The 19,054-nt window shown below is 67.6% G+C and carries 14 protein-coding genes and 1 pseudogene; 10 read left to right on the forward strand and 5 right to left on the reverse strand.

Features of this window, described 5'->3' with window-relative positions; translation table 11 throughout:
• Both V6M37_RS17305 and V6M37_RS17310 read left to right on the forward strand, forming a co-directional pair.
• Positions 1–490 (forward strand): annotated as a pseudogene (locus V6M37_RS17305) (hypothetical protein); the annotation flags it as partial.
• Between the two features lie 531 nt (positions 491–1,021).
• The gene (locus tag V6M37_RS17310) at positions 1,022–1,738 is read left to right on the forward strand and encodes a response regulator (protein WP_332675430.1); all 717 of its coding nucleotides are present in this window, start codon (positions 1,022–1,024) and stop codon (positions 1,736–1,738) included.
• Here the strand turns inward: V6M37_RS17310 and torS are convergent.
• Positions 1,725–4,775, reverse strand: coding sequence for a TMAO reductase system sensor histidine kinase/response regulator TorS (torS, locus tag V6M37_RS17315; RefSeq protein WP_332675432.1), 3,051 nt, complete (start codon positions 4,773–4,775; stop codon positions 1,725–1,727). The genes V6M37_RS17310 and torS overlap by 14 nt on opposite strands.
• A 212-nt stretch (positions 4,776–4,987) precedes the next feature.
• Here torS and torT point away from each other — a divergent pair, with 212 nt between their 5' ends.
• Entirely contained in the window at positions 4,988–6,073 is a 1,086-nt protein-coding gene (torT, locus tag V6M37_RS17320) for a TMAO reductase system periplasmic protein TorT (protein ID WP_332675434.1), read from the forward strand.
• A gap of 68 nt (positions 6,074–6,141) precedes the next feature.
• On the opposite strand, the gene V6M37_RS17325 is transcribed toward torT, so the two are convergent.
• A complete protein-coding gene (locus tag V6M37_RS17325) occupies positions 6,142–8,802 on the reverse strand; it encodes a molybdopterin-dependent oxidoreductase (protein WP_332675436.1) in 2,661 nt (886 codons plus the stop codon).
• Positions 8,803–9,129: 327 nt separating this feature from the next.
• Here V6M37_RS17325 and V6M37_RS17330 point away from each other — a divergent pair, with 327 nt between their 5' ends.
• Positions 9,130–9,879 (forward strand): TorF family putative porin, encoded by a 750-nt coding sequence (locus tag V6M37_RS17330; protein ID WP_332675438.1) that lies wholly within the window; start codon positions 9,130–9,132, stop codon positions 9,877–9,879.
• A gap of 65 nt (positions 9,880–9,944) precedes the next feature.
• Here the strand turns inward: V6M37_RS17330 and V6M37_RS17335 are convergent, their stop codons facing one another.
• Entirely contained in the window at positions 9,945–10,529 is a 585-nt protein-coding gene (locus V6M37_RS17335) for a hypothetical protein (RefSeq protein WP_332675439.1), read from the reverse strand.
• 1 nt (position 10,530) lies between these two features.
• The gene (gene bamE / locus V6M37_RS17340) at positions 10,531–11,022 is read right to left on the reverse strand and encodes an outer membrane protein assembly factor BamE domain-containing protein (RefSeq protein ID WP_332675440.1); all 492 of its coding nucleotides are present in this window, start codon (positions 11,020–11,022) and stop codon (positions 10,531–10,533) included.
• A 224-nt stretch (positions 11,023–11,246) separates the two neighbouring features.
• Here bamE and V6M37_RS17345 point away from each other — a divergent pair, with 224 nt between their 5' ends.
• The 6 genes from V6M37_RS17345 to V6M37_RS17370 all read left to right on the forward strand — a co-directional run bounded on the left by V6M37_RS17345 (position 11,247) and on the right by V6M37_RS17370 (position 17,721).
• Positions 11,247–12,359: a branched-chain amino acid ABC transporter substrate-binding protein gene (locus V6M37_RS17345; protein ID WP_332675441.1), complete on the forward strand. Its 1,113-nt coding sequence runs from the start codon at positions 11,247–11,249 to the stop codon at positions 12,357–12,359.
• A 525-nt stretch (positions 12,360–12,884) separates the two neighbouring features.
• On the forward strand, positions 12,885–14,000 hold the full coding sequence (locus V6M37_RS17350) for a branched-chain amino acid ABC transporter substrate-binding protein (protein WP_332675442.1): 1,116 nt from the start codon (positions 12,885–12,887) through the stop codon (positions 13,998–14,000).
• A 168-nt stretch (positions 14,001–14,168) separates the two neighbouring features.
• Positions 14,169–15,101: a branched-chain amino acid ABC transporter permease gene (locus tag V6M37_RS17355; protein WP_332675444.1), complete on the forward strand. Its 933-nt coding sequence runs from the start codon at positions 14,169–14,171 to the stop codon at positions 15,099–15,101.
• Between the two features lie 13 nt (positions 15,102–15,114).
• Positions 15,115–16,215 (forward strand): ABC transporter permease subunit, encoded by a 1,101-nt coding sequence (locus tag V6M37_RS17360; RefSeq protein ID WP_332675446.1) that lies wholly within the window; start codon positions 15,115–15,117, stop codon positions 16,213–16,215.
• Positions 16,212–16,988, forward strand: a complete 777-nt coding sequence (locus tag V6M37_RS17365) for an ABC transporter ATP-binding protein (RefSeq protein WP_332675448.1) — start codon at positions 16,212–16,214, stop codon at positions 16,986–16,988. The genes V6M37_RS17360 and V6M37_RS17365 overlap by 4 nt, the downstream gene beginning before the upstream one ends.
• The gene (locus V6M37_RS17370; RefSeq protein ID WP_332675450.1) at positions 16,978–17,721 is read left to right on the forward strand and encodes an ABC transporter ATP-binding protein; all 744 of its coding nucleotides are present in this window, start codon (positions 16,978–16,980) and stop codon (positions 17,719–17,721) included. Before V6M37_RS17365 ends, V6M37_RS17370 begins: the two co-directional genes overlap by 11 nt.
• Positions 17,722–17,724: 3 nt before the next feature.
• Here the strand turns inward: V6M37_RS17370 and V6M37_RS17375 are convergent, their stop codons facing one another.
• Complete coding sequence (locus tag V6M37_RS17375) at positions 17,725–18,909, reverse strand: multidrug effflux MFS transporter (protein ID WP_332675451.1); 1,185 nt, start codon at positions 18,907–18,909, stop codon at positions 17,725–17,727.
• Positions 18,910–19,054: the final 145 nt, after the last annotated feature.

Here is a 19,054-nt window from a genome sequence, read left to right on the forward strand (position 1 = left end):
CGCCGCGTGGCGCGAGGCGTTCGCCGACGCCGCGGGCCGCGGCGGGCTCGAGCCCGCGGCGCTTGGCTACGTGATCCACGAAGCTGGCCAGGGCAGCGCCGAGGCGAGCCGCCGCGTCGGCCCGCTCGCGCAGGCGATGACCGAGACGCTGCCCGCCAAGCCGTTCCTCGAGCACAGCTTCGACACCGCCGCGCTGCTCGGCGAACTCGGCGCCGGCACCGCCGCCACCAACTTCGTCCTCGCGATCGCCTACGCGCACCACCGCAACGTCCCCGTCGTCGTCGCCGCCACGCGCGAGTCCTTCGCCGGCGAAGTCCGCGCCGACGACCCCTCCGTCACCGCCGTTCTCGTGCGCCCGCCCGCGCACCCGACCCCGTTCGACCCCGACAAACCCTGGTTCCGCGCCCGCGGCGAAGGCAACGCCTATCTCCCCTGGTGGTCCCGCCGTCACGACGCCGAGCCTAATCGCATGCAGGGCTGGTCGGACTGACGGAGGTGCAAGACACGTTTCGCCCTCGGTGCGACGAGCAGCCCGAAGCGCGGCTGCTCATGGAAGATTACAGACGGTATCGGGCTCACCCCCGTATTCCACTTCCAAACCGACATGACCTGAAATAAATGAAGCGGGGCGGTGCTGCTCCGCGCGCTCGCCTCCGGCACCGCCTCGGCGTTCGACGCCTGCGTCGCACGGCAGCAGGCGGCCGCAACCGACGTCGAGCGGGCACGCTGGCCGCAGCCGAGACTGTCCGCGGCCGTCACATCCTCGCGCCCGGAATCATGCTGACAGACCCGCTCGCCACCACCGCGTCACCCCTCTCGCCCACGCCCTCGTCCAGCTGGCTCACCGGATTTTTCGACCTTGGAAACCCGCTCGATGAACCGGAACACATGGAGCGCGCGGCCTTGCACGACCCCGGTGCGGCAGGACGACCCGGCGCTTCAACAGGGAATCCCGATATAATCGGCGCGCCCCGCGGCCCTGCACTGACGGGCCGTCCGTTCCACGAAAGTTCCGCCACCCGTGATCGAGAATCGACCTAGACTCCTTGTCGTCGACGACGACCCGGTGACCTGCGCACGGCTCGAAGCCTATTTTTCGAGCGCGGGGTATGACGTGCTGGCCGCCAACAACGGCGAGAAGATGTGGGACGTGCTGAGGGCACAGCCGATCGACGTCGTGCTGCTCGACGTCGGGCTGCCCGGCAAGGACGGGCTGGAGCTCGCGCGGGAGTTGCGCGCGCACGACGAACGTCTCGGCATCATCCTCGTGACCGGCCGCAGCGACGACATCGACAAGATCGTCGGGCTCGAATCGGGTGCGGACGACTACGTCACGAAGCCATTCAATTCGCGCGAGCTCTTCGCGCGGGTGAAGATCGTCCTGCGCGGCATGCGCAACCGCCCCGCGGCGCAGGAGCACGGCGCGTATCGCTTCGCCAACTGGACCATCCACATCGCGCAGCGGCGCCTCGTCGGCAGCGACGGCCGGCGGGAAAACCTGACCCGCGGCGAGTTCGAACTGCTTGCGAGCCTCGTGCGCCGGCCCGGGATCGTCCTGAGCCGCGACCGGCTGATGCAGAACGTCAGCCATCGCGCGTGGGATCCCAACGACCGGACGATCGATGTGCTGATTTCGCGCCTGCGCGAGAAGCTCGAAGTCGACTCGAAGAATCCCGAGCTGATCCTGACCGTGCGCGGCGAAGGTTATCTGCTCGCCGCCGACGTCACTCCGCTGTAGCCGACGGGGGGTTTCGCGGGTCGACCCGTTCCTCGACGGCGAGGCGCGCCGCAAGGGCCTCGCATGCGCGGGCGACCTGTCCCCGCAAGCCGTCGATCATCCGTTCGAGTTCCCCGGGTTCGCGCGCCGGGTCGCGGGCGGCGTCTTCGAGCCGCTTCGAATCCGCGGTCACCTGCACGAAGCCGAGGTTGCCGGCGGCACCGGCCAGCCGGTGCGCGCGCTGCGCGAGCGCGTCGCGGTCGCTGGCGGCCACACTGCGTTCGAACTCGCCAAAGGCCGCGTCCGCGTCCTCGCGGAAAAGTTCGAGCAGGTGGGCGAGCGTGCGCGCGCCAAGGCTCGCGAGCTCGCCGGCGAGATAGTCCTCGTCGATCGGCGCGTCGCGGCCGACCGGCGCGGCATCGCCCGGCAGCGCGCCTCCCGCCCCCGCACTGTCACTGGCACCGGCACCGGCACCGGCGTCGCTTCGATGTTCCCCGGCCGCGGGCCCCGGTATCTGCCCGGCCGCTGCCGCGGCGATCGCTCCGGCGAGTTCGGTACGGTCGAACGGCTTGCTGAGGAAGCCCGCGATCCCGGCTGAACCAAACTGCTCGAAAGCATCGCCCGCAACGTGCGCCGACATTGCGACGACCGGCACGTTGGCCCAGCGACCGTCGTCCAGTCCGCGGATCGCGCGCGCCACCTCGATGCCGGACGCGCCGGGCAGACTGATGTCCATCAGCACCGCGTCGATCCCCTCGGTGCGCCGGTGCAGCAATTCGAGTGCCGCTTCGCCGTCTTCCGCGACGAGAGGGCGGTGGCCAAGCGATTCGAGGTAGCGCGTGCAGACGATGCGGTTGATCTCGTCATCCTCGACGAGCAGCACGTCGAGCGGCCGTTGCGGCGACGCCGATGCGGCGGCATCGCTGTCCTGCTGGCCGTGGACGGCATCCCCAAGCTCGAACTCCAGCTCGAAGCGAACCTGCGTCCCTTGCCCGGGGGTGCTGTCGAGCCCGATCCGGCCGCCCATCAGCTCGACGAGCCGCTGGCAGATCGCGAGCCCGAGACCCGTCCCGCCGTGGCGCCGGTGGCTCGCGTCCTCGACTTGCACGAAGGGCTTGAACACTTCGGCGCAGTGCTCGGGCAGAATGCCGATGCCGGTGTCGCTGACCGTGAAAGCAAGTCTCGCGCGCTCGGCCTCGTCAGGCTGGCTCGCGCGCACCGACACGGTGACCGAACCCTCGTCGGTGAACTTGATCGCGTTTCCGATCACGTTCAGCAGGATCTGATTGAGCTTGCGGCGGTCGCCGACCAGGATGTCGGGGACTTCCGGCGCGATGTCGCGCACCAGCGCGATGCCTTTCGCGCGCGCGGTCACGCTCTGCAGCACGAGCATGTTGTCGATCGCGTCGCGCAGCGAGAACGGGACATGCTCGAAGTCGAGCTTGCCGGCTTCCAGGCGCGAAAAGCTCAGCATGTCCTCGAGGATCTCGAGCAGCGTCGCGTTCGCGTAGCCGATCATCCGCACGTATTCCTTTTGGGTCGGATCGAGGCCGGTGTCGCGCAGCAACTGGACGCTGCCGCTGACGCCCGACAGCGGCGTGCGCAACTCGTGGCTCAGCGTGGCGAGGAACATGTTCTTTGCGCTGTTGGCTTCCTCGGCCTCGCGGCGCGCGACCGCATGCTCGGCGACTTCACGTTCGAGCAGCGCGTTGCTCCGCCGCAGCTCCGCGGTGCGCGCCGCGACCTGGTCCTCGAGTTCGTGCTGATGACGTCGCAGCTCGCATTCCAGGCGTTCGCGCTCGCGCGCGTTGTCGCGGAACTGCTCGAGGGCGCGCGCCAGCGGGCCGAGCGGATCGTTGCCGGGCGTCGCGATCGCGACATCGAAGTCGCCGCGGCCGAGCGCGCGCACGGCCGCTTCCATCCCCTGCAGCCGGCGGAGCAGATGGTGCCGGAACAGCACCCACAGCGTCCCGATCAACGCGAAGAACAGCATCGCCGCGACCGCGAGGAAGCCGAACATCCCACGGTCGACGGCGCGCTTCGATTCCTCGCCAGCCGCGTCGATCGCGACGCGCGCGGCGCTGACGAGCGCGCCGACCTGGTCGGTGAGCTTGGCGCCGAGCGCGGCGCCGTCATCGCGCAAGCGGCGGAAGGCGCCGGCGCGTTCGAGCCGGTCCTGCGCGAGGGCGAACAGGCCGTCGGGCACGACCGCAGCCGCGAGCACCTCGTATTCCACGAGTCCGCTCCCCTTGCGTGCGGGATCGGGAATGTCCTCGAGGCGCCTTTGCAGCACTTCGAGGTTCCCGGCAAAGTCCGCCTGCAGCGCGGCCAGCGCTTCGCCGCTCTCCTCGCGCTCGGCGCGTTCGAGCAGGGTCTTGAGGTTGAAGCACACGAGCTGCAACTCGGCCATGCGCTCCATGCGGTCGATGTTCACCTCGACGAGACGGTCGAGCGACTCGAACACCCGCTCCTTCGGCGGCGCAGAATCGACCAGCGGATAGAGGCCGGACACGGTCGCGATCGTCGAGGTCGAAGCATTCGCCGACAGCGATTCCGCGAGCATCACCAGCGCGAGTACGGCACGCCGATTCTCCGCGAGCAGGCCGCGCTCGCGGTTGCCCAGTTCGATCCGGCGACGGACGTCATCCACCTGCTGCGAGAGGTTCGCGGCGATCGCATCGAGCGTCGCGGCGGCCGAAACGCTGAGGTCCGGCTCGAAATGCTGACGGTCGAGGCGTTGCAGCAAGCCTCGAATCTCGGCGAGCTGCTCGCCGAACGTGCGCTGCAGCCGGTCAACCTCGGCCGCCGACGAAGCGCGGCCGAGCTGCTCGGCGAGCGCCGCGACCCGCATGTTGAGCCGTGCGACACCCTGTACCGCATCGACTGCGGGTACCGCGTCGTCGATGAGCGCGCGCTGTGTCGCGACGACCTGCTGGAAGCTCAGCCACGCGGTCGCGGCGACGACGACCGTCAGCAGCGCCGCCGCGGCGAGAACGAGCAGGACCTTGCCCATCAGGCCGAAGCGTGCGTCGAGCCGTTCGATCCAGGCGCTTGTCATGATTCCGCGCGCGCACGGCGCAGCCGCGCGGGCTCGCCGAAGGAAGGGGAGGAAATGGCGGAGAAAATGGCGTTGTTCGCGTCCCGCGGTTGGACTAACATTTTGCCCGCCCGTCCCGCCGCGGGACAACGATTCCGAAGGCGGGATTTGCCTGTCGCCCGCTGCGATCGCGGCACTTGTCGCTCCGCCCGACCGGGCGCCTGCCCGCCCCCATGACACTCATCCGGCGCCTTCCCCTTTTTGTCGCAACCGCGCTGCTCGCGCTGTCCGCCGCGGCGCCCGGTTCGGCCGGCACGCGCGAAGTCGTGCGCTGGGAGCCGCCGTTCGACTACACGCGCACGCCCAGCGCCACGCGCTACGAGCCGTCCCGGCCGGCGACCCGGCGCTGGACGCTGTGCGCGGTGTTTCCGCACATCAAGGACGCATACTGGCTCGGCGTCGATTACGGCATGGTCGACGAGGCGCGGCGTCTCGGCGTCGAGCTGCGCCTCTTCGAGGCCGGCGGATATCCGAACGAGCAAATCCAGCGTTACCAGCTGAAGTCCTGCGGGGCGGACCCCGACGTCGACGCCGTGATCCTCGGCACGGTGTCTTTCGACGGCCTCGCCGACGTCATCGCCGACGTGGCGCGCCGGATGCCCGTGCTCGCGACGGTCAATGACATCGCGGACGACGGCATCGCCGCGAAGGTCGGCGTGTCGTGGTACGAGATGGGGCGGCGGACCGGCGAATACCTCGCCCGCCGCCATCCGGAAGACGGCCCGCCCCTGCCGATCGCGTGGTTTCCGGGACCCCGGGGTGCGGGCTGGGTGCCGTTCGTCGACCGCGGCTTCCGTGAAGCGATCGCGGGCAGCCGCATCGTGATCGAGACGACCGCGTGGGGCGACACCGCGAAAGCGGTGCAGCGCAACCTCGTGCAGGAGACGCTCGACCGGCATCCGAACGTTCGCTACCTCGTCGGCAACGCGCTGATGGCCGAGGCGGCGATCAGCGTGCTGCGCGAGCGCGGGCTGCAGGACAAAATCGACATCGTCGCGACCTATTTCACTCCGGCGGTGTACCGCGGCATCCTGCGCGGACGCGTCCTCGCGGCGCCGTCGGACGCGCCGGTGCTGCAGGGGCGGCTGTCGGTCGGCCAGGCGGTCGATCTCCTCGAAGGGCGGCCGGTCGCGCGCCACCTCGGTCCGCGCGTGCAGGTCGTAGACCAGAACGGTCTCGGCCGCATCGACCTCGGCGACTCGCTGCCGCCGAGCACCTTCACGCCTCAGTTCCGCTACTCGCCCGCGTCGACGGAATAAGCCCGGCTCGTGGCCGGGCTCCGCAGCGTCGACGCCCCGGTCGGGGCGCCATCGTGTACCGGACCGCGTCACATCGCTGCCGCGTCCTTCGCGTTCTTCTCGAGGAACTCGAGCACGATCTTCTTCTGCGCGTCGTCGAGGCCGGCGCGCGGGAACATGCTCTGCGTGATGCCGTGCCACTGCTTCTTGGTGTAGTCGCCCGGTTCGCGCGGCACGTGGCACAGCGTGCAGCGTTCGTAGAACAGCTTCTCGCCCGGCGTCATGCTCGCCATCGTCGCGCCCTTGAGCGCCGCGGCGCGCTCGAAGAGCTTCATGCCGGCGACGTCGAGCGCGAGCTTGCCGGCCTTCTCGACGGGCGGCGGCTCGTACGCGCGGTTCTCGGACTCGGCATCGGTGCATTTCTTGATGCTCGCGATGCAGGTGTTCGCACTCGTCGCCTGGCTCAGGCCGCTCGACGCGACGCTGGTCGTGATGATGTTGATCGCGCCGCTGTTGCAACGCCCCTTCGAATCGAGCTGGATCCAGTTGCCTTCCTCGAGGCTCACGACGCCCTTCATGATCTGGTCGGTGACGACCGCCCCGGCGATCAGCGCGCCGCGCTCGTTGTACAGTTCGACAAGGTCGCCGTCCTTGATGCCGTTCGCTCTGGCGTCCTCGACGCTGATGCGCACGTGCTGGCGCCCCTTGACGTTCTCGTACTTGCGCAAGTCGGCCTGCGCCATCTGCGAATGCAAGCGGTTGAACGGGTGCGGGCTGACGACGTGCACCTGGCCGGGCTTGGCGTTGCCGAGGTATTCCAACGGCTCGAGGAATTTCGGGATCGGCGGGCAGTCGGTCACCTTGAAGCTGTCGATCTCGGAGCAATACACCTCGATCTTGCCGGACTTCGTGTGCAGCGGGTTCTTCACCGGGTCGGTGTAGAAGTCGCCGTGGCGCACCCACTGGCGCATCTTCTCGGGGACGTCGATCTTCACGATGCCCTTGTCCCAGAACTCGTCGAACGGCACGGTCGGGTTCGTGCGGTCGTACGACTCGCGCAGGATCTGCTGCACCGTCTTGCCTTCGGAGAACTGGAAGCCGACGCCCATCAGGTCGCCGAGCCGGCGGAAGACCTCGAAGTCGTCGAGGCTCTCGCCGTAAGGCTGGATCACCTGGCGCATCGCGTAGATCTTGTCGTTGCTGTAGGTGCCGCCGCTGCTCATGTCGTCACGCTCGAGCGCGGACGTCGCCGGCAGCACGATGTCGGCAAAGCGCGACGACGCGCACCACCACGGGTCCTGACAGATCACCGTGCGCACCTTCTTGTTCATCGCGCGCAAGAGCTCGTTCGTGTCCTGCTGGTGCGACATGAAGTTATTGCCGGAGTTGTAGATCAGATGCACGTCGGGGTAGGTGTGCGTGGCGCCGTCGCGCGTGTATTGCTTGCCCGGGTTCATCAGCATCTCGCTGATGCGCGACGCGGGACAGCGCGTCTTGACCGGGTTGCGGCCCTGCGACAGGCCCACCGGCATCGGGTGGTTCGACTGCGGCATGCCGCCGCCGCCGTAGTGCCAGCTGAAGCCCACGCCCTGGCCCGGCTTGCCGATCTTGCCCAGCATCGCAGCGAAATTGATGATCGCCCAGTGCGTCATCTCGCCGTGGTGCGCGCGCTGCAGTGCCCAGGCGCCGGCGAACTGCGTGCGCTTCGAAGCGAAGAGTTCCGCGAGCTCGACGATCTTCTGCGCCGGGATGCCGGTGATCTTCGACGCCCACTCGGGCGTCTTCGGCGGCGTGCCGTCGGCGTCCTTGCCGAGCAGGTAGGGCAGGAACTTGTCGAAGCCGACCGTGTATTTGTCGAGGTAGGCCTTGTCGTGGCGGCGGGTCGTATACACGTGGTAGGCCATCGCGAGGAACAGCGCGGTGTCGGTGTTCGGCACAATCTTCACCCACTCGGACCCGAGCGCCTCGTCGGTCGTCGTGTACTGCGGGTTGATCGAGATGAACTTCACGCCACGCTCTTTGATGAGCTTCCAGCGCGGGAACATCTGGTGGTCGGCGACGGTGTATTCGATGCGGTTGTTCTTCCACGGGTCGCAGCCGACCCACACCATCACTTCGGTGTGCTCGGCCATCACTTCCCACGCGGTCTGCGGCGAATACACCTCCATGTCGCCGATGATGTGCGGCAGGCTGATCTGCGACGCGCCGCCGGAGTAATCCCCGGTCGTCACCGAATGCCCGCCGATGAGGCCGAAGAGCCGCCCCTGCAGCACTTGCGGGCGCAGCAGGCCCGCGTGCGACCAGCCGCCGTAGGAGCTGCTGAAGAGCGCTTCGTTGCCGTGCTGCTCCGCGGTGGTCAGCACGGCGTTCGCGGTGATCGCGAGGATCTCGTCCCAGGTCACGCGCACGAACGGCTCCTTGCCGCGCAGGTGCGGCTTCGTGTCGCCGGTCGGGTTCGCAAGGTAGGACTTGCGCACCATCGGGTACATCACGCGCGTCTTGTGATACACGCGGCTGATCAGGCCTTCGGTGAGCATCTTCGTCGGCATCGCGTCGACGTCGGCGAGCGGCTGGATCCCGACGAGCACGCCTTTCTTCACGACCGCCTTGAACGGCCCCCAGTGGCTCGCGCTCGGGATCACGACCGTATCCGCGCCGAACACCTCACCCGCCCCGAACCACGCCAGCCCGTTCGCAGCCACCGCGGACGCGACCGAAGCCTTCAGAAATTCCCTTCTCGACATGCTCATGATTTGCCTCTCCATCAAGTGCCGGTTGCCTGGATACCTTTTCCGAGCACCATCCTAGAGAGCGGCCATGAACAGTCCGCGCGGTTTTGTTGTCGCCGCGCGGGGATTTGTTAACCGACGTTAACGGTGTTGCGCGCCGGGCACGGGATCCCCCCGCGTGTCCCCGAGCGCCGGTGGAATCGCCCGAAGGCGCGTCGGGCGGCGGTTTACAAAACGCAGCGCGCGATTCACCTTTTTCGGCGTTGCCGTTCATTTCGGCTCCCCATCATGCGAAGCGAACGAGTCCGGCGGACGGACGCGGATTGCAACGACGATGAGGTAGCAAACATGAAGCGCGAATACACGAAGCTGATGCTCGCGGGGGTCGCGATCGCGCTGACCTGCACGGCGCAGGCCGAGGACAAGCCGGTGGTGCTCGGCGGGACGATCGGTGCGTCCGTGAAGTTCGCGACCGACTACGTGTTCCGCGGCGAGTCGGAAACGGTAAGCGGCGAAGTGCCCGCAGTGCAGGCCTCGCTGGCGTGGACGCATTCGAGCGGCACCTACCTCGGCTATTTCGGCTCGACGAACAAGTTCGAGGGCTCGCCCGACATCTACGCGGTCGTCGGCCCCTACCTCGGCAAGTACGGCACCATCGGCGACAGCGGCTTCAACTACAACGTGATGGCATTCTCGTACCAGTACCCGGGCGCGAACCGCTACAACTACAGCGAGTTGTACATGTACCTCGACCGGGACGTCGGGCCGGGGAACCTGAAGCTCGAAGTCACGCCGACGCTCGACGATTGGTTCGGCGTCGACGGCTGGAACGGGGTGAACTACGCGATCCACCCGAAAGTCGCGCTCGCCAACGGCTGGGGGATCGACGGCTCATTCGGCTACCAGAAACTGACCGGCGACGGCGCCGAGGGCTGGCGGCACTGGAACGTCGGCGTCACGAAGCCAATATGGGGGCTGAACTTCGACCTGCGCTACCACGATACCGACGTCGATAGCAGCCACAAGGTCTATGGCGACCGCGACGGGCGCAAGATCTTCAAGGAGCGCGTGGTGTTCGCGGTCTCGAAGAGCTTCTGAGGACCGCGCGACGCACAGCGGGTGCCTCGATCGCGGGGACGTTTACATCCCACCGCGACGGCGCCCTACCAGTACCACGGATGGCCGGGCCAGTACGGGTAGTAGCGCCAGCGGGATCGGTACGGAAACGGATACGCGTAGTACGGGTACGGGTAGCCGAACATCGCGCCGCTCAACACGCCGTCGCTCGGATAGACGTAGGTCCGGCTCGTGCGCACGACCTTACCGTCGACGAAATGCACATTGAACAGCGTCGCGATGCCCGGACCGTCGTTGTAGATGTTCCAGTCCCACACCTCCTCGCCGCTGAGGTGGAAGATCTGGACCGAACGGTGCGTGCCGAGCAGACGCGACACCTCGTCCTTTGTCATGCCGCGCTTGACGTTGCCGAGATTGCGGTCCGACAGCGCGTCGTGCTGTTCGAGCACGATGCCACCCTGGTCGATCGTGACCATCACCGCGGTCTCGCCGTACGGCTGCGTCGAATATTCCAGAGTGGTTGTGCCGTCGCCGTTGTCCCAGCGCCGCGTCGGCTGGCCGTGTACTGCGATCGCATCGGCTTCCGTCGTCAGCGGCGGCATGCGCGACGCGTAGCTTGCGCAGCCGGCGACGAAGAGCAGGGCAAGAATGGCGATGATGCGGGACCACATTTCAGCCCCCTCGGTATTCCGTATTGCGGCTCGTCTTGACGACGCGCCCGTCGTTGTTGAAATGCACCGTGAAGAAGGTCGGGTCCGACGCCGGCGGCGGCGATTCGATGTGCCAGTTCCAGACGGTCTCGCCGGCGAGTTCCAGGTACTGCTCGGTTGCCGGGCGGCCGAGAATCCGTCGCACGTCGTTGCCCGTCATACCTCTTTTGATCCGGGCGAAACCGCTTTCGTTCAATACCTGCTCGATCGACCCCAGCACGCCGTCCGGCCCGATCGTGACCATGTAGCACTGCGTCCCCTCGGGCTGACGTGAGTATTCCCAAGTGGCCGAGCCATCTTCGTTGCGCCATTCCATCCCGGGCTTGCCGAGCCGGTCGCGCACGTCCACCGCGGTCGATACGCCGGGCTCGAGCTCGCGGAGCGCGAAATAGTCGCAGGCCGCCAAGCCGATCGCCGCGAGGAGGGTGCACAACAGCGCGATGAGTCGTTTCATGGCCGGAGTTCTCCTTTCCCGAGGATGCGGCGACGCGGGCGCCTCGCGAGGAACGAGTGTAGCGCGGCCTGCCGGACGCTCCGGACGCCACCCGCGGGGCCGAACGTGCTCCGGGCCGGCGGCACGCGCTATTCTTCCGATCGCAGCCCGCCCCCGTCACCAGCGAGATCGCCGGGGTGGCATCGCAGGACGGCCCCGCGTCAACGACAATGAGGAGACTTCGAATGAACAGGACCCTGCTCGCTTTCGCGCTCGCCGGTTTCGCGCTCTCCGCGCACGCCCAGACGGTCGTCAGGATCGGCCATGCCGGCCCGCTGACCGGGCCGCTCGCGCATATCGGCAAGGACGGCGAGAACGGTGCCCGCCTCGCGCTCGAGAACGCAAACGCGAAGGGCACGACGGTCGGCGGGCAGCCGGTGAAATTCGAACTCGTCAGCGAAGACGACCAAGCCGACCCGCGCACCGCGACGACGGTCGCGCAGCGCCTGAGCGACCTCGGCGTGAAGGGCGTCGTCGGCCATACGACGTCGGGGGCGTCGATCCCGGCCTCGCGCATCTACGAACAGGCCGGCATCCCGATGATCACGCCGTCCTCGACGAATCCGAAGCTCACGCAGCAAGGCTACACGGGCACCTTCCGCGTCATCGCGAACGACCTGCAACAGGGCGCCGCGATGGCGAAATACGCCGGCCAGACGCTGCAGGCGAAGAAGGTCGCGGTCGTCGATGACCGCACCGCTTACGGCCAGGGCCTCGCCGACGCGTTCATCGAAAGCCTCAAGCAGCAGGGCGTGCAGGTCGTCGGGCGCGAGTTCACGACTGACAAGGCGACCGACTTCACCGCGATCCTCACGAAGGTCAAGGGCAAACAGCCCGACGCGCTGTTCTTCGGCGGCATGGACGCCCAGGCCGCCCCGATGCTGCGCCAGATGAAGCAGCTCGGTCTCGGCGCAAGATTCCTCGGCGGTGACGGCGCCTGCACCGCGGAGATGATCAAGCTCGCCGCGGACGCGATGACGGCCGAGACGTACTGCACCCAGGCCGGCATCCCGATGGCGGACATGCCCGGCGGTGCGAAATTCAACAGCCGCTACAAGGAACGTTTCAAGACCGACGTGCAGTTGTACGCGCCGTACAGCTATGACGCGGCGATGGCGATCGTCGAAGCGATGAAGGCGGCGAACTCGGTCGAGCCGTCAAAATACCTGCCCGCCTTGAAGAAGCTGAACATGCCCGGCATTACCGGCCAGATCGCGTTCGACAAGAACGGCGACATCCGCGAAGGCGGGGTCACGATGTACCGCTTCCGCAACGGCAAGTGGGAAGCGCTGAACTGACCACTCGCGGCGTCTGGCGGTGAACGGCGCGCCCCACTCGGGTGGCCCGGCAGCGGACGGGGGCGAGCGCGGCGAGGATCGCCGGCGCGGACGTCCGCGCGACGTGTTTTTTCATCTCCCTCCCCGCTGTTCCCGCCTCTTTCCGCGCCCATTAGGGAAACCCATTACGCGGCATGGATTGTGCACCGCGCCATCCGTACTGTGCGTGTCGTCACGGTCTTCTCCCCCCCGATACGCCTGAAGTCGCGCTATTTGCGTGGGCGCGACGAAGCGTTGCAGGCCGCTGAATGCTGCGTCGCGGGGTCCGCGTCCCCCGGGAGCATCGGCAGCCTCGCGCACCGTTCACGGGTTTTTCGGCAGAATACGGCGACTTTTCGGCGTGTTTCCGCGTGCGGATGCGTGGCCTGCGGAATCGACGAAACACGGCGTTGCATGCAGCAGGGCCGCCCGGGCGCCTCAGTAGTCGAGGTTCGGCACCGGGCGGACGAAATGGGGCAATTCCTTGATTCCAGCGGAGGGTCGGGCATGAAAACAACGGTCGTTGCAATCGCGGTAATGGGATTCGGGCTGTCGGTGGCACACGCACAGGAAACGGTCGTCAAGCTCGGCAGCGTCGCGCCGCTGACGGGCACGATTTCGCACCTCGGCAAGGACAACGAAAACGGCGCGAAACTCGCGATCGAGGACGCCAACACGAAGGGCATCACGATCGGCGGCAAGAAGGTGCGGTTCGAACTGATCGGCGAAGACGACCAGGCCGACCCGCGGACCGGCACGACGGTCGCGCAGCGCCTCGTCGATGCGGGCGTCAAAGGCGTGATCGGCCACCTGAACTCGGGCACGACGATTCCCGCGTCGCGCATCTACAATCAGGCGGGCGTGCCGATGGTGTCGCCGTCGGCGACGAACCCGACGCTGACGCGCCAGGGCTACAAGGGCGTGTTCCGCACGATCGCGAACGATGTGCAGCAGGGCAGCCGGCTCGGCAAGTTCATCGCCGGCGACCTCGGCGCGAAGACGGTCGCGATCATCGACGACCGCACCGCGTACGGCCAGGGCCTCGCCGACGAGACCGAGAAGGCGGTGAAGGCCGGCGGCGCGAAGGTCGTCGCGCGCGAATTCACGACCGACAAGGCGACCGACTTCAACGCGATCCTGACGAAGATCCGCAGCATCAAGCCGGACGTGATCTTCTTCGGCGGCATGGACGCGCAGGCCGGCCCGATGCTGCGGCAACTGAAGCAGCTCGGCGTCGAAGCGAAGTTCGTCACCGGCGACGGCGGCTGCAGCCCCGAGATGATCAAGCTGTCCGGCGACGCGATCAACGGCAGCGCCTACTGCTCGATGCCGGGCCTCGCGATCGACAAGATGCCCGGGGGGACCGAGTTCCGCGCCCGCTACAAGGCGCGGTTCAACGCCGACGTGCAGATCTACTCGCCGTACGCGTACGATGCCGCGACCGCGATCATCAAGGCGATGCAGGCGGCGAACTCGCCCGAGCCGTCGAAGTACCTGCCCGAGCTTTCGAAGTCGAACTTCCCCGGCGTGATCGGCACCGTCTCGTTCGACGACAAGGGCGACATCCGCGAAGGCGCGGTGACGATGTACCGTTACAAGGACGGCGCATGGGCGGCGATGTGACAGCAAGCGGCCGCCGCGCGTGACGGCGGCGACAACCGGGGCGGCGGCCGGCGGCGGCCGCGCCCCTTTTCCGTCGATGCCCGTCGTAATCGGCCTACCCCGTTCGACGCCCGTCCTGTCGGCCGGCGATGTCGAACACCCCGCGCGCCCGCAACATCGAGGCTGACGATGGAAACCTTCCTCCAGCAACTCGTAAACGGGCTCGTCGTCGGCAGCGTCTATGCGCTCGTCGCGCTCGGCTACACGATGGTCTACGGCATCCTCGGGCTGATCAACTTCGCGCACGGCGACCTCGTGATGATCGGCGCGATGACGGCGCTGCAGACGATGCTGTTCCTGATGGGCGCGGCGCCCGGGATGTCGCCGCTCGCGATGCTGACGCTGTCCCTCGCGGTCGCGATCCCGGTGTGCATGATGCTCGGCTACGCGATGGAGCGGCTCGCGTACCGGCGCCTGAGGAACGCGCCGCGGCTCGCGCCGCTGATCACCGCGATCGGCGTGTCCTTCCTGCTGCAGACGATCGCGATGATCCTGTGGGGCCGCAGCTACCACACTTTCCCGCAGCTGATTTCGACGACGCCGGTGCAGCCGATTGCCGGCGTGTTCATCACGCCGATCCAGATCGCGATCATCGTCGGCTCGGCGCTGATCATGGCCGCGCTGATCCTGCTCGTGACGAAGACGAAGCTCGGCCGCGCGATGCGGGCCACCGCCGAGAACCACCGCGTCGCGAGCCTGATGGGCGTCGACACGAACCTGATCATCGCGATGACCTTCGTCATCGGCGCGGGCCTCGCGGCGATCGCCGGCGTGATGTACGCGAGCAACTACGGCATCGCGCACTACGGCATGGGCTTCATGCCGGGCCTCAAAGCCTTCACCGCCGCGGTGCTGGGCGGCATCGGCAACCTCGGCGGCGCGATGCTCGGCGGCGTCGTGCTCGGGCTCGTCGAATCCTTCGGCGCCGGCTACATCGAACACCTGACCTTCGGCTTCCTGAACTCGTCGTACCAGGACATCTTCGCGTTCATCATCCTCGGGCTCGTGCTGATCTTCCGGCCGACCGGCCTGCTCGGCGAACGCGTGTCGGACCGCGCGTGACGGGGACCTCCGAATGAACGAACTCGCCCTCGCGGTCCCGTGGCTCGGCAAACGCAACCCGCAGGCCGCGCGCTGGCTGATCCTCGTCCTTGCGCTCGCGGCGCCGATCATCGCGATCCTGTTCGGCCGCACCTGGGTGCGGGTGCTCGACTTCGCGCTGCTGTACGTGATGCTCGCGCTGGGCCTGAACCTCGTCGTCGGCTTCGCCGGGCTGCTCGACCTCGGCTACATCGCGTTCTACGCGGTCGGCGCCTACACGTTCGCGTTCCTCGCGTCGCCGCATTTCGACGTGCACCTGCCGTTCTGGGTCGTGCTGCCGCTCGCGGCCGGCTTCGCCGCGATGGCCGGTATCATGCTCGGCTTCCCGGTGCTGCGATTGCGCGGCGACTACCTCGCGATCGTCACGCTCGGCTTCGGCGAGATCGTGCGCATCTTCATGAACAACCTGAACTATCCGATCAACATCACGAACGGCCCGCAGGGCATCAACGCGCTCGACCCGCTGGTGCTGTTCGGCTGGGATTTGTCGCGCAACATACAAGTCACCGAAGACTTCTCGATCAATTCGCTGTTCCTGTACTACTACTTCTTCCTCGCCTGCGTCGTCGGCTCGATCGTGTTCATCCAGCGGCTGCAAGTGTCGCGCGTCGGCCGGGCGTGGGCGGCGATGCGCGACGACGAGCTCGCCGCCAAGGCGATCGGCATCAACACGCGCAACATGAAGCTCCTCGCGTTCTCGCTCGGCGCGACCTTCGGCGGCGTCGCCGGCGGGCTCTTCGGTTCGTTCCAGGGCTTCGTGTCGCCCGAGTCGTTCTCGCTGATGGAGTCGATCGCGGTGCTGACGATGGTCGTCTTCGGCGGCATGGGCAACGTCGCAGGCGCGATCGTCGGCGCGCTGATCCTCTCCGCGCTGCCGGAGATCCTGCGCCACCTCGCGGTGCCGGTGCAGCAGGCGCTGTTCGGCACCGTGATCCTCGACCCGGAAGTGCTGCGCATGCTGCTGCTATCGCTCGCGATGATCCTGATGATGCTGCTCAAGCCCGCCGGGCTGATTCCGGCGCACGCGCGCTATTCGCACGTCGAGCACCTGCGCGGCCGCGGGGTGACGCGGTGATCACGCTGCTCGAAGCCCGCGGCATCGACAAGCGCTTCGGCGGCCTGAAGGCGCTGTCGGAGGTGTCGCTGTCGATCGGCAAAGGCGAGATCTACGGGCTGATCGGGCCGAACGGCGCCGGCAAGACGACGCTCTTCAACGTGCTGACCGGCGCCTACGCGCCGGACGGCGGCGAGTTCGTGTTCAACGGCACCGCGCTGCCGACCGGCAAGCCGCATCTCGTCGTCGCGCAGGGCATCGCGCGGACGTTCCAGAACATCCGCCTGTTCCGCGACCTGACCGCGCTCGAGAACGTGATGGCCGGCCACCATATCCGCACGAAGGCGACGATCTGGGGCATCCTCACGCAGAACAAGCGCACCCGCGAGGAGGAGCGCCTGACGACCGAGCGCGCCTACGAGCTGCTCAAATACGTCGGCATCGAGCGCTTCGCGACCGCGACCGCGAAGAACCTGTCGTACGGCGACCAGCGCCGGCTCGAAATCGCGCGCGCGCTCGCGACCGAGCCGCAGCTCCTCGCGCTCGACGAGCCGGCGGCGGGGATGAACGCGACCGAGACCGCGCAACTGAAACTCCTGATCGAACAGATCCGACGCGACGGCATCACGGTGCTGCTGATCGAGCACGACGTGAAGCTCGTGATGGGGCTGTGCGACCGCGTCGCGGTCCTCGACTTCGGCCGCAAGATCGCCGAGGACGTGCCGGCCGTCGTGCAGAAGAACGAAACCGTCATCAGCGCCTACCTCGGCGGAGGCCGCAAGCATGCACACTAGCGCCGCGTCGCCGCTGCTGCAGCTCGACGGCGTGCAGATCGCGTACGGCGGCATCCACGCGGTCAAGGGGATCGACATCGAGCTCTACCGCGGCGAGCTCGTCAGCCTGATCGGCGCGAACGGCGCGGGCAAGACGACGACGCTGAACACGATCGCGGGCATTCTGCCGCTCGCCGGCGGGGAGATCGTCTATCAGGGCGAGAAGCTCAGGTACCTGCCGGCGCACAAGCGGCTGCGCCGCGGCATCGCGCTCGTGCCCGAAGGCCGCGGCATCTTCACGCGCCTGACCGTCGAGGAGAATTTGCGCATGGGCGCGTATTCGCGCCGCGACGCCGCTGGCATCGAGGCCGATCTCGAGCGCGTCTACGCGATGCTGCCGCGCGTGAAAGAGCGGCTCGCGCAGGTCGCGGGCACCTTGTCCGGCGGCGAACAGCAGATGCTCGCGATCGGCCGCGCGCTCTTGTCGCGGCCGAAGCTCTTGCTGCTCGACGAGCCCTCGATGGGGCTCGCGCCGCTCGTCGTCGAGAAGATCTTCGAAGTCGTGCAGTCGGTCGCGAAGGAAGGCGTCACCATCCTGCTCGTCGAGCAGAACGCGAACCTCGCGCTCGAATTCTCGCAGCGTGCCTACGTGATGGAATCCGGGCGGATCACGCTGTCCGGCACCGGCGCCGAGCTCCTGACCGACCCGAAAGTGCGCGCGGCCTACCTCGGCGAAATCGACGTCGTCGCCTGACGCTCACGGCTCCTGCACGCGCCGCCAGTTCAGGAACAGGAACAGTCCGAACCCGACGAAACCCGCCATGCTGGCCGCGAGCGTCAGCGGCGAGTACCACAGCACCGGTGCGAGCAGACCCGCGGTCACCGAATTCACGCCGACCTGCAGGAAGCTCTGGCAGCTCGACGCGAGGCCGCGCCGCGCGGGAAAGCGGTCGAGCGCGAGCAGCGTCAGGCTCGGCATCGCGAGCGCCATCCCGAGCGTATAGAACCCGATCGGCAGCACCGACTGCGGCACGCCCGGCGTCAGCACCGCGGCGACGACGACGTTGCCGAGCGACGCGGCGATCATGATCGCGAAACCCACCGCGATCGTCCGCCGCGAACTCCAATGCCCGGCGATGCGGCCGGACAGCGCCGACCCGCCGATCATGCCGAGGACCGCCGGCACGAACAGCCAGCCGAACTGCTGCGGCCCGAGTCCGAGATGGTCGATCAGGAAGGTCGGCGCCGACACCACATAGACGAAGAACCCGTTGAAGTTGAACGCGACCGCGCCGGCGACGAGCAGGAACGCGCCGCTGCCGAACACCTTGGTGTACGCGCGGCCGAGCGTCACCGGGTGGAGCGGGTGGCGCGCCGCGACCGGCAGGGTCTCGGGCAGGAAGCGCCACGTGAGATACGCCAGCGCGGTCGAAAAGAGCGCGAGAAACACGAAGATCGCGCGCCAGCCGCCGACGGCGAGCAGGACGCCGCCGATCATCGGCGCGATGGCCGGCGCGATCGCGAAGATCATCATCACGCGCGACATCAGCCGCTGCGCCTGCGCGCCGTCGTACACGTCGCGGACGATCGCGCGCCCGACGACGACGCCCGCGCCGCCCACCAGTCCCTGCAGCGCGCGCCCGACCCACAGCCACTCGATCGACGGCGCGAATGCGCAAATCAGCGACGCCGCGGCGAACAGGGCCATCGACACGAGAATCACCGCGCGACGCCCGAACCGGTCGGCGAGCGCGCCGTGCCACAGCACCATGAACGCGAAGGTCGCCATGTACGCCGTGAGCGTCTGCTGGACTTCGAGCTGCGTCGCCGACAGCGACACCGAGATCGCCGGAAAAGCGGGCAGGTAGGTGTCGATCGAAAAAGGGCCGATCGCCGACAGCGCGGCGAGCACCGCCGCGAGCCACGGGGAGGAAGCGGGCACAGCAAGACTCCTGGGGAACGTCGTTCTTGTCGTTGGTGGCGGGATCCGCGCGGCGACCCGTTTCGGGACTGGCGTCGAGGCCGGAACGCCGGTCTGGTTTCGTTCGGCCGGCTTGCCGCGTCACGAAAGCATACAGGCTGAAGCG

The sequence above is a fragment of the Aromatoleum sp. genome (genome assembly GCF_036675785.1).
Lineage (GTDB): Bacteria > Pseudomonadota > Gammaproteobacteria > Burkholderiales > Rhodocyclaceae > Aromatoleum.